This is a genomic window from Paenibacillus phytorum (assembly GCF_013141715.1).
GTDB classification, from domain to species: domain Bacteria; phylum Bacillota; class Bacilli; order Paenibacillales; family NBRC-103111; genus Paenibacillus_E; species Paenibacillus_E phytorum.
This window is the reverse complement of sequence record NZ_WHOA01000154.1, coordinates 1-10,871: the sequence shown is the minus strand read 5'-3', so window position 1 is coordinate 10,871 and position 10,871 is coordinate 1. Positions and strand designations below refer to the sequence as shown.

The window sequence follows — 10,871 nt, the reverse complement described above, 5'->3', positions numbered from 1 at the left end:
TCACATTGAACGGCAGGAGTGGCCTCCCCCGCACAGGCAGCAAGATATAGAACGATGTTGCAAACGGCACCCGCAAGGCCCCCACTGTGAAACCGCTCGCTGAGTTGTTTGATAACACCCCTGTTGTCCGGATTAAACCGGGCGTAACGACTGTAACGATCTTGCCAACAAACGGAGCGAGTCGATCCGTCAGAGTGATCGGCTTTGGCAGCGGGCAGCCGGAAATGTTTCTGCTCATAGTCATATCATCCTTTCGTTATTTTTCCTAAAGGATATGCGGCCGCTCCCCCACCCGATTGGACTTTGCTGAATCTGCCTATTACTTCAACAGGCTGCCATCAGTGACGGCAGCCTGACGAGATGAAGCTATCGTTCCTCGTTAGCGTAATGCGTCATTATCAAAAAAATCATAGTTATTTGCTTTGTTAGCGATACAACTAGGACAAAAAAACTACCTCACGCAGGTCAGTCGTAAGGTGGAAAAGTGCTTAGTCAGTTCGTAGTCCTTCAATAAACTTAGAGAAACTCTCTGTTATTAGGACTAAATGATTGTAGCTTGGTTTATCACAATCATCATTCATGAAATCCCAGTAGTAAACAAATCCACTGTCATTACCTGCTACAGAAATACACACTAGATTTCTAAGAGGATCATGTCCAATTGTAATGATATTGGCTAGAAGTTTCCTTTCTTTATTGAAGAATAGAAAATTACTAACTAAACTGGGCACTTCCCAGTCGAATAAAGGGAGAACGGAAATAAGATAACTCGTTAAAATTCCATTCTTTGTTGTGAACATCACATTAGGGCTTGGATTCCCACCATTGTACTTCAATAAAAAATCCTTGTAATCATTTGGAAGTTTAAAAGCATATCTCTTCTCTACTTCTTGAATATTTTCTAAAGATATAGGAGCAAATGTATTATCCATTTGAAACTGCACTTATAAGCACCTCTTTCATCCATTCGTCTTATACATACGACTACGCTTCGGATTTTCTACAATTGTTACCAGTCGTCCAATTATATGAATATTTCAATCTTGCTGTCTTGTAAATAAAATAGGTTTATTCAGATAATTTTTCAACTCGGCAACTTGCTTGGACTGCAGTTGGTGTTGAATCGGATTTTAGCGAGAATAACAGGGACACATGTCATCCTGTTATTCTCTTCTCTTTTGACCCTTCCACCCCGCCGGGTACCTATGGTTGCAAAGCAAGAAAGCACAATGGAACAGGAACGTCGTTCTCCTGTTCCATTGTGCTTTTAATGTGGCGGTTTCCGGTGGACATGAATTCATTTTAAAGTGATGCTTCCTATACCCAAGTACTTCCATTCAGTTGTCAGCAGCAGTATATAAAGTGTAGGACTAGGTGTCTTTATTACAAGCGGCTTTTCGAATTGCCAAACCGTCTGAATCCATAAAATAAGTATTAGACTGACCCTAGATATTGAAACAGCGATATTCAAGGACGAGTAAATAAAGTACTAGACAGTCGCTGCTTCATTGAACTATTGTTTCCGTTAGTTTAATGGATTAATTTAACGATTTTATTTCTTAGTTAAGATAAAATTTTTATCAATAAAAATATAACCCCTACAACAGTACAGATTATTCCTCCAATTCTTTTATTCAAAATATAAAGATCTGAAGGTTCTGTTCCATCTTTAGACTTCCATTGATCATTTAATTCCCAAAAAAAATTTTGGATTTAGCATCATTGAAATTCCAATAAAAATAAATAATATGCCGAAAACAATCATTTTCAATCACCATTCCCCGCAAAATACAAACAATCAAATATTATTTTTAACTATGTTACCTGCCCAACAGAAGACCTAATTAAGATTCGATCTTCCCTTAATATTACCTTATATTGGATGTCCATTAAAAGAGTCTTAATTCACTAAACTGCCCGTTAGCGTAGCGATAGAGCGGCAAACAGAAAGAAATCCACAGCATCAGACTGTGGATCTTAATTTTATATATTTTAAAGGGGGTTGAGTTTTATTATAGGCTTGGTTCATTAACGTAGTGTAAACTGCTTGTTTCATTCTGATTACAAATACTACTGCAGCTGCACATCTCACAAAAGCTACTGTTTTGTACGACCTTTGAGCTATCGTTCTTCGGTGAGTTGAACAAGGCTACTCCGAATACATTTATCTCCCAATCATTTCGTGAGGCTCTCGAAGGTGACCGGATAATTTTTCAATCCGAATACAAACGAGCTCTGAATCGGTACGATCTCCCGACCTGGCACTAGCTTGATATCATGGCAAAATTGAAGCAGCGTCTCGATCGCAATGTGTCCCTCCAGGCGGGCTAAAGGCGCCCCTAGACAGAAGTGGATGCCGAAACCGAATGACATGTGCGGATTCGGCTTGCGCAGCTTATGAAACGCGTCTGGGTCCGTGAATTTGGATTCATCCCTGTTTGCCGCGCCAACCCAAGTGATTACCTGATCGCCCTTACGGATCAGGCTGCCACCGATTTGCACATCCTCCGAGGCCACGCGGCCAATGGAGACAATAGGTGGATAATAGCGCAGCACCTCTTCGATGAAGGTCGGAATGACACCGGGATCTTGGGCCAACTCTACCTGTAGCTGTGGCTGCTCCGTCAGGATGCGAAAACTGTTTGTAATCAAATTTGTCGTCGTTTCATTACCGGCTGCGAGAAGCAGAATGCAGAAATTGACGATCTCCTGTTCGCTCAGCTTCTCTCCTTCGATTTCAGCTTGCATCAGTGCGGAGACGAGATCGTCTTTCGGTTCGCTTGCTCGCTCCTTCAGAATCCCCTGAAAATAGTCCGTCAGCTCCCCGACCGTCTTCATCCTCTTCTGCATGATCTGTTCGAATGCTTCGTCACTCAGGTCTTCCGCACTTTCCACGAGCACATCAGACCACTGTTTGAAATGATGCCTGTCAGATGAAGGCACACCGAGCAATTCCGAAATAACGATGACGGGAAGCGGTGCAGCAAAGTCGTGGACAACGTCCATTTCGGCGCCTGCTTGTGACAGCAAGTCTTCGGCGATATCCCGAATCCGCGGGGCAAGCTCCTGGATCGCTCTTGGTGTAAATGCTTTATTGACCAAGTCGCGCAATTGGTGATGCTTGGGCGGATCCATGAACAGGAGGTTTTGGTTGGCGGCTGCTCCCCGGGCGGAGGAGAACATCTTGGGATCCTTGAGAATGCGATGCACGTCTTCATACGGAAACACATCCCAGCAGTTGCGATTCTCATCAAACCGTACCGGGCTTTCACGTCTCAACTGGCTCAATACGCCGAACGGGTCCAGGCGGCTCTCAGGTGTTTCCAGTTCGGTCATCCGCAGCATATTGGCAAACTTGGATCCTTTCATAATCATTTCCTCCTTTGGTTGAAATTCCTACACTTGTATCCGGTATTTATGCTGATGTTGATGTTAGATAGAATTCCCTTCCCTTTACAGGTTAATTATATAAATTCCAAATGATAATGTACAATTTATCGTAACTTATGAAGATATAGTATATGTTCTATGATTAATTATTCCTTAAAACGACGATGGACTTTTTCAAAAGGGTAAGCATTCTACGAACATTTGAAACCGACTGTTACAGCATTTGTCTTCATTTACTACAATGTGAAAAACTAGCTGTTGAGGTTGCTGAAAAGATCATGCGCGAATTGTTTTTCAATGAGACGTTTTATTTACAGGACCCCGATGCGAGAAAAAAATGTTAAAAAATATAACAATCCAACAGGCCCTTGAATCATATAAAGCCCGTCTAAATCGAGATCTAGTTAAACAAGTCAAAAATGCGGTCACCCACGAAACGGAAAAAATCGTACACTAAGAAATTCGTTGCATGAAAAAACCGGATCCTTTACAAGGGAATCCGGTTTTCGTAAACACAGCTAGAATGAAGTTCAACTAACGTTCCTCGTTAGTTTAATCTATGGCTGGTTAAGTTTGTTCTTGTTTTTATTATTTTGATTATTATTTTTTGAGTAATAACGCCAAAAGTTGCTCCAATTGTATTTAATAATAAATCATCAATATCGAAGCTACCAACTCGCGCAAACAATTGGACTAGTTCAAGCACTAAACTCATAAAAAAAGAAAGAATTATAATTCTAACGTAATTTAACTTCCTCCCGACAAACATAGGCAATAAGAAACCGAACGGTAAAAAGAGCACGAGATTACCTAGTACGTTCCTGATGACAATATTTTTATTTGATTCATAAAAAACATAGCTTAATATTGTTTTAAAAGGCAAAAAGTTACTATTCAATTTAACGTGCCTTTTAAAATCATCATCCAAATTTAAATTGAGAATAGAATCAATAACGGTCAGGGGAGATGAGAATTTGAATAGTACAACTTTACAAAGCACTAGCAAATAAACCAGAAAAACCATTATGAGAGCAACTTTCATTACTTTAAAATGTTTATCAAAGATTTTCATTAATGATCAATACACCCTCCATTTAGAATAAATCCATATACTGTAAGTTTTTAGCTCTTAATATAGACGCAGTCTTTGATACGGAAGTTGCGCAAATCTGCCCGTAACTTCAATGGAAAAGGGAGCAGCTGCCGCGGCATGATCTGCTCCCTGGTCATTCAACTATCGTTTCGCCGTTAGTTTAAAAGTCTTCGTTAAGTTCCAAATTTCACTGAAATGGATACCTTGCCTGTACCACCATCACTGCTTATTGAGTCATAAACCCATACTCCTGATTGATTTGCTTCCCATGTGTATTCGCTTACGTACGACATCCCAGGATCTAATGTACCTGACTGCCATTCGTACCCTTTTGGGTCAGTTAATCTATATGTAACTCTGTTATTACCTTCGTTTTTAAAATAAGTGAGGGTTCTTTCATGTTCGGTTCTGTTATCATATTTAAAACCGCCATTTCCATTCCCGGAAAACTCAATATCTTGATTTATTTGTTTTCCATAATAGGCATTTGTTTTAACCTGATCTACTAGAGATGCTGTAGCATTTGGAGCGATTGCGACAAATATTACAGCACAAACTGCTGTATTTGTAATAAGCTTCTTCATGATTTTCCTCCAAAAGATTTAAGTGAAAATGTTTAATTACATTATAACAAAATTTGGTATATTATGAAATGAATTAAAATAAACATTTCTTGTATTAATCTCCCATTACTTCAACAGACAAAGGCAGCCAATCGTGTGTCAGCTGCCGTCATGTCGTGATTGAACTATAGTTATCCGTTAGCGTAATCGTCAGATGTCCAATGAAACAAATTCCTCCCCCATAATTTTTTACACGTAAGCGTCTATACATATTTTTTTCATAATGATAACGTACCCTTCGTAGACGGAATAACATCGCCTATTATCCTAATTGCTTTCTTCAACGCATCGCCGAATGCCACGAAAATTGCCTCATTTATATGGTGTGTATTTCTGCCATATTCCAAATTGATGTGCATGGTTATCCCGCTATTATGCGCTACAGCGAGAAAAAACTCTTCGGTTAATTCGGTTTCAAACTCGCCTGCTCGTGTTGACGGCATTTCCACGTTAAACACTAAAAAAGAGCGATTAGATATACTCAAATCCACTAATGCTAAGCTCTCATCCATAGGTATACGCGAACTACCATAACGGTTTATGCCTTTTTTATCCCCTATAGCCTTTTTGATTGCTTGCCCCAAGCATATTCCAATGTCCTCAACCGTGTGATGCCCATCTATCTCTAAATCACCTTTGCAATCCACATTTAGTTTTATTCCTGCCCTAAAAGCAAAAAGCGTGAGCATATGGTTAAAGAATCCAATTCCCGTGTTGATGTTGCCTTCACTGTATTCATCGAGATTAAGCTCCAGTTTAATTTCTGTTTCTTTTGTTTTTCTGTTAATTAATGCCTCTCGCACCATAACAAACTCCCTTCTTAACTGAGGTATTGCCTTTTGGTATTGCTAGCCGAATGAATTCGATTAAGACCACATCCTTTACCACTTTACTTCTCTAATATATTAACGTAATAAAGTTTTAATGTAAAGTTATGTAAGTCGGTCAGCCACGCTAACTGCTGCCCGTTACCTCAATGAACAAAGCAGGTCGCCGCGGCGCCTGCTTTGTTTGCAATGTCTTTAAGAATCTAAGATTATCCGTTAGCGTAATGGAGGTTCGGCTAGATTCAATTCTGGATTGAATAATTTGTTTTTCTTTAAAAAAGTCTTTAAACTGTGGTTTTTAACATGAACAGCAACAAGACCTTCTTCTTTCGTAAATACTAGTAGAGTTGGGAAATAAGTTTTGGACGGACTAATAAACATCACTACTTCAGTAACTGTTCCAGTAATCCAATCGTAATTAACTTTGTAAGGTGGCATAAGAGGGATCTTAATAGCTATGCCCTCGCTTGGTTCGATTTTTAAGGAACCTACGGTACCATTCACAGAGGACAACCATTCTTTAACCTGGTTCTGCAACGAATTAGAGTTTTTTATTGTGAGGATTATCTCACCTTTTTTAATATCCAACACTTCTGCTCCATCTGATGCCCCAACTGTTTGAGCAAAAAGGAGACTAAATACTGCCACAAGGAATAACATGCGATCTAATGTTTTCAACAATAATTCAACCTCCACTTGAAGGTAATATTCCCCATTCTAAAGAAAATATTTTCCTTCTCTCAATTGAACTATGCTGCCCGTTACTTGAATGAACAAAAGAGGAGCTGCCGCGTTGCAAGCTTCTTCACTATTTATTCTAGGTAATTTTTCTTAGTTTGTACCTACTTTCCAGCTCTTTTGTAGCTTCCGAATATAACAGATTTGACCAATGTGATATGCATTATGAGTTGACACATTTCCGAGTATCTCCCACCACTTGGCAGTCTCTGGGAAACCATTTACATCACTTTCGACTTTTTCTTCAGTAAGTAGATCTTGCCATTGTAAAAGCACCTCTAATAATCGTTCTTTTAAGTCAGTGAATTTTTGATCTTTCGGGATTATAAAACTTTTATTATTATTTCCTATGGAAGGCACAGCATTGACATGAGATTTTTGGTACCTGGTTTGCCAAGTTTCATTCCAATAAAGTAAATGCTGCACAATTTCAGCGATACTATTACTATCTTCACTAGGTTTCCAAAACGCTACTTCCTCTGACAAATTTTCAACTGCATCTGAAAATGGTAGGTACCAACTAGGGTCATTAGCATTTGCTAATAACTGATCGGATAAAATATCTTTTACATGAAACATACTTTCCACACTCCTTCTTAATGATATGCGGCGGCCTGTTAATGTTCATGTTGAGCTAACATTCCTCGTTAGTTTAGGCTCCGTTCATGCAAGAATTACATTAAATTACTGACTTCAAAACTACATAATGGTATAATTTTCCTATTAATTATAGGGAGATGATGATATTATGCCAGATGACATCCAGCTCTATATTCCAGTCAAAAAAGAAACTGTTGAAAAATCCTTTAATACACTCGACGACTTAACAGAAGACGACACCAATGAAGAACTTGTTCCCTTTACTCAAGAAATCGTTGAAAAAATCGCAGCCAAGTTTACCAACTTTGAATTAAACAATCTTCAAGTATCTGTGAGTGCAAAAATAGGATCAGGCAACGCATTAAAATGGGTTGTGAGTCTAGAAGGCACTGGTGGACTTGTTCTTAACTTTAAGAAATTGTAGAGTTAACTACCTTCGGGTAGTTTTTTGTATTACTTACCAGTGTTGGTGCTATCGTTCTGCGTTAGTTGAATGAATAACAGTTGGGTATAGCCTACATAGTTCGATTCTCAATGGGTTTGGTACTATCAAACAATACCTGTGAAAAGTCAAAATCAGGAACCAAAGTGGTTTTGTCTTTATAATGACGAAGAGTAAGCCCTTCCTCAAGAAAGGCATCTACGCCCAAGTGAAGCTTTACAGCTGTTTTTAATTCTTCTGGTATAGGTTCAAACAGGTCTTCCGTAAGCTGAAGCGCGATAACTTGATCACTAATTTCTATCATTTTGAAACACGGACAACTCAGTAATTTCTCTTTGCCAAACAATTCTATATAGGGTGGCCCGAAGAAATTCATCCAGTGTAATCTTGGGTGAATCAGTTTTAGATCCCGTGGATCTGATTTATAAGGGATAGATTGATTTTGAATATTACCTTGAACCAAATCTAAGGTCGTTATTAGCTGTTTACTTAGCTCGAAAAAACGATTGAAGTTTGATGAATCTTGCATCCAGTCTACACCCATACTAAAAGAAAGATAGTTAAAATCTGCGTAATTATTTTTTTTCCAAGAAATCGTGGAGGAAACTTTGTGACCACGTTTTTTTTCTAGTAAAAGCCTGCCCTCTTCATGGGGAGGAGAGGCGTTACGCCTCTCCTTATTTTCACTCTCATTTAAAAATAACTCAATAACTCCATCAAGGTTATTAATATCATATTTCATTTTAACTGGTTCATATTTACCAAAATATTGTGGAATGAAGTCAGAACCAGCATTGTTTATTATAGTTAAGATTTTCAAGGCTATATCTCTATCACTCCAATTTTGTAAACTTGTAAAACTAATAGTAATAAAGGGATAACTTCATCGTTGAGGTGGCAAAGAGATACAACTCCTTATATTTATTTTATTTTATTTTAACTACTTGCAATGTATTCTTTATTTGATCTGCCTCGTCTTAAAACGTTTTTCGTCATTTTCGCATCACCAGTCGGCGTATAATAACGAATGATTGATTGCTCAGTTGTAAGGAGCAATTTTAAAAAAGTCTTTAGCCTGATTATCGTAAGGAATCTTCTCAATAGTTGACCTACATCAGCAATAAAATCATTGGGTTTCTTCGGGAAAGGTTTCTGCTAACATTCTCGGTATTCACGAACACTCATTGGCCAAGACGCGTTAGTGTCGGGTCGAAGACTTATCCAGTGCAGGGTTGTTGGGTTTCCGATAACGTTTAATTTACGAAATTCTCATATTCTCATTACTTGAAATATTCGCGGAGTGATTGAACTCTCCTGCCCAACTGTTGAAGAAATCTGCCCGTTACTTGAATGAAAACAGGGAGCTGCTGCGACGAGCTGCTCCCTGTTTTCTATTGTACTATCGTTCTGCTTTAGTTTAATCTTAGCTGGTTTAATAATTTATATTGCCCGGATTATTACTCAATACAATATATGCTTCTCATTTATTAGGTTGTCACGAGACAACAGCCTTGTACGATGAACCATCCAGATGCTTTTAACAGAATTTAAAATTGCGAACCCGTCTTCAATTAGACGCAATGCCTTTTCCGGCGATTGTTCCTGCGGATAGTAAGATTCCACCGATCGAAGAAAGGATTCCGCCATGCTCCCTACTCCGGGTTCATTGGCGAGCAGAGAGACCGCCTCATGTTTTTTTAAATTCCATATACGAATTCCATCTCGATGAATTACAGTCAGAAACTGAAAGACCACAGGCCATACGACCGTGCACATTAACCTCGCGCAACGTTCAATCCTATCTTCCCCATGGTCCAATAATTGATGCGGATTAAACGCGACTTCTGGTTTCAGTATGTCCAGTGAGGCTACAGCATCATGGAAAATTTGATCGTTTGTGGCCTCGAGCTCCAACAATTGCCCAGCCAATAGCAGATAACTACCAGGAATCGGTGGTAGAAATTTATTAGTCTTTGAAGAAATAACGCTGAATTGAATATAACGGAACGGATAGACGTCAATGTCACTTAATGCTTTATGAAGATTAATACAGGTTTCAGCAGCTATCGTTCCAAATTCATTAAGTCCCGTATCATCCACGTAAAGCACGTAATCGATGTCACTACTACCAGGAATAACACCACCTTTAATAGCCGACCCCTGTACTATCAACCCTCTAAAAGAGGAGTTAATATGTTTTAAAACAATATCACGCACAGCTAAATTGATTCGTTGAGCAGCGGATTGAATGGACTCCATCAATGTAATCACCTCAAATTTACCTATAGAAATTACGCTATCATCTCAAATCACAACTATGTTGTCAATCTTTTTTGAGTGATTAACGGAAAATTGTTGCAACTATCCTGCCCGTTAGCTTAACGCCGCTGCCATTCTAAATTAATCAGCGTTGCAACGAAGTATCTGCAACATTATTTGGCTTGGTTCCGTTTTTTAGATAGCAAGGAATACGAAAATACCAAAGCAAATAAAAAGAACATACTCGTAACAGCGTATCTTTTCCAGACGAAAGTAACAAATAACTCACTTAGAGTTATCCCAAATTGAAAGGGAGAATATGATTGAAGAAAATAATACCTATTTTAATACTGCTCGTGATTTTGATTAGTTGTAAAAAAGCAGATAATATACCTAAGGAACTGTCCGTTCTTCCTATATCGGAGGAAAATGTTTCGATTATTAAGGTTTGGGGTCATGGGGTAGATGGGAGAGAAGCAACACAGGAAGAAACACAAAATATTCTAAAATGGCTTAACAGTGTAAAGCATTTTGAAAAAGAAGAGAATCTTCCATCTGAAAGAAAGGCACCAATGTCTGAAATCAAGATATATTTGAAAACGAACCAAGAGGTTTCGATTCACCGTTGGGGCAAAAATCTAGAAATAAATTGGTCTTATCAATTCGCACAAACAGATTTAGAAAATTTTCTTGATGTACTTGCAAGCCCTTCTATTAAATAGTATTTTTGGGGAACAAATCCCTAAAATTATACCTCCCAGAACAGGAGACATTTTAAATGTGTCAAAATCAACAATATAATTTAACATAGCCAAATTTTATGAAAGCCAGATAAAATAAAGGGTTCTACATATTGTACATAACTAATATGTAGAACCTTTTATGGTTTAACTATCGTC

12 protein-coding genes and 2 pseudogenes are annotated in these 10,871 nt (G+C 38.5%); 3 read left to right on the top strand and 11 right to left on the bottom strand.

Going from position 1 to position 10,871, the window contains the following annotated elements:
- From GC098_RS23555 to GC098_RS23520, 9 genes and pseudogenes are all read right to left on the bottom strand, one after another.
- A pseudogene (locus GC098_RS23555) lies at window positions 1-238 on the bottom strand (hypothetical protein); the annotation flags it as partial.
- 250 nt (window positions 239-488) lie between these two features.
- Window positions 489-932: an SMI1/KNR4 family protein gene (locus GC098_RS23550; RefSeq protein WP_171645661.1), complete on the bottom strand. Its 444-nt coding sequence runs from the start codon at window positions 930-932 to the stop codon at window positions 489-491.
- Window positions 933-1,563: 631 nt separating this feature from the next.
- On the bottom strand, window positions 1,564-1,713 hold the full coding sequence (locus GC098_RS41700; RefSeq protein WP_376773936.1) for a DUF6199 family natural product biosynthesis protein: 150 nt from the start codon (window positions 1,711-1,713) through the stop codon (window positions 1,564-1,566).
- Between the two features lie 462 nt (window positions 1,714-2,175).
- Window positions 2,176-3,375, bottom strand: coding sequence for a cytochrome P450 (locus GC098_RS23545; RefSeq protein WP_376773935.1), 1,200 nt, complete (start codon window positions 3,373-3,375; stop codon window positions 2,176-2,178).
- Between the two features lie 562 nt (window positions 3,376-3,937).
- On the bottom strand, window positions 3,938-4,462 hold the full coding sequence (locus tag GC098_RS23540) for a VanZ family protein (RefSeq protein WP_171645659.1): 525 nt from the start codon (window positions 4,460-4,462) through the stop codon (window positions 3,938-3,940).
- 194 nt (window positions 4,463-4,656) lie between these two features.
- Window positions 4,657-5,067 carry a hypothetical protein gene (locus tag GC098_RS23535; RefSeq protein ID WP_171645658.1) on the bottom strand — a complete coding sequence of 137 codons (411 nt, stop codon included), beginning with the start codon at window positions 5,065-5,067 and terminating at the stop codon, window positions 4,657-4,659.
- 257 nt (window positions 5,068-5,324) lie between these two features.
- Entirely contained in the window at window positions 5,325-5,909 is a 585-nt protein-coding gene (gene hisB, locus GC098_RS23530; protein WP_312880300.1) for an imidazoleglycerol-phosphate dehydratase HisB, read from the bottom strand.
- A 240-nt stretch (window positions 5,910-6,149) separates the two neighbouring features.
- Window positions 6,150-6,614, bottom strand: coding sequence for a hypothetical protein (locus tag GC098_RS23525; RefSeq protein WP_171645656.1), 465 nt, complete (start codon window positions 6,612-6,614; stop codon window positions 6,150-6,152).
- Window positions 6,615-6,764: 150 nt separating this feature from the next.
- Window positions 6,765-7,250 (bottom strand): DinB family protein, encoded by a 486-nt coding sequence (locus GC098_RS23520; RefSeq protein WP_171645655.1) that lies wholly within the window; start codon window positions 7,248-7,250, stop codon window positions 6,765-6,767.
- 169 nt (window positions 7,251-7,419) lie between these two features.
- Here GC098_RS23520 and GC098_RS23515 point away from each other — a divergent pair, with 169 nt between their 5' ends.
- A complete protein-coding gene (locus GC098_RS23515; RefSeq protein WP_171645654.1) occupies window positions 7,420-7,695 on the top strand; it encodes a hypothetical protein in 276 nt (91 codons plus the stop codon).
- Between the two features lie 91 nt (window positions 7,696-7,786).
- On the opposite strand, the gene GC098_RS23510 is transcribed toward GC098_RS23515, so the two are convergent.
- Together GC098_RS23510 and GC098_RS23505 are read right to left on the bottom strand one after the other, a co-directional pair.
- Complete coding sequence (locus GC098_RS23510; RefSeq protein WP_171645653.1) at window positions 7,787-8,533, bottom strand: hypothetical protein; 747 nt, start codon at window positions 8,531-8,533, stop codon at window positions 7,787-7,789.
- Between the two features lie 641 nt (window positions 8,534-9,174).
- The gene (locus GC098_RS23505) at window positions 9,175-9,984 is read right to left on the bottom strand and encodes a hypothetical protein (protein ID WP_171645652.1); all 810 of its coding nucleotides are present in this window, start codon (window positions 9,982-9,984) and stop codon (window positions 9,175-9,177) included.
- 138 nt (window positions 9,985-10,122) lie between these two features.
- On the opposite strand from GC098_RS23505, the pseudogene GC098_RS40240 reads away from it, so the two are divergent.
- Together GC098_RS40240 and GC098_RS23500 are read left to right on the top strand one after the other, a co-directional pair.
- A pseudogene (locus GC098_RS40240) lies at window positions 10,123-10,281 on the top strand (IS1595 family transposase); the annotation flags it as partial.
- A 14-nt stretch (window positions 10,282-10,295) separates the two neighbouring features.
- Window positions 10,296-10,694: a hypothetical protein gene (locus GC098_RS23500; RefSeq protein ID WP_171645651.1), complete on the top strand. Its 399-nt coding sequence runs from the start codon at window positions 10,296-10,298 to the stop codon at window positions 10,692-10,694.
- Window positions 10,695-10,871 lie beyond the last annotated feature (177 nt).

What these genes read in the sequence shown, in the direction of transcription:
- GC098_RS23550 (WP_171645661.1), bottom strand. Translation starts at nt 932, where the DNA reads ATGGATAATACATTTGCTCCTATATCTTTAGAAAATATTCAAGAAGTA.
- GC098_RS23545 (WP_376773935.1), bottom strand. Translation starts at nt 3,375, where the DNA reads ATGATTATGAAAGGATCCAAGTTTGCCAATATGCTGCGGATGACCGAA.
- GC098_RS23540 (WP_171645659.1), bottom strand. Translation starts at nt 4,462, where the DNA reads ATGAAAATCTTTGATAAACATTTTAAAGTAATGAAAGTTGCTCTCATA.
- GC098_RS23535 (WP_171645658.1), bottom strand. Translation starts at nt 5,067, where the DNA reads ATGAAGAAGCTTATTACAAATACAGCAGTTTGTGCTGTAATATTTGTC.
- GC098_RS23520 (WP_171645655.1), bottom strand. Translation starts at nt 7,250, where the DNA reads ATGTTTCATGTAAAAGATATTTTATCCGATCAGTTATTAGCAAATGCT.
- GC098_RS23515 (WP_171645654.1), top strand. Translation starts at nt 7,420, where the DNA reads ATGCCAGATGACATCCAGCTCTATATTCCAGTCAAAAAAGAAACTGTT.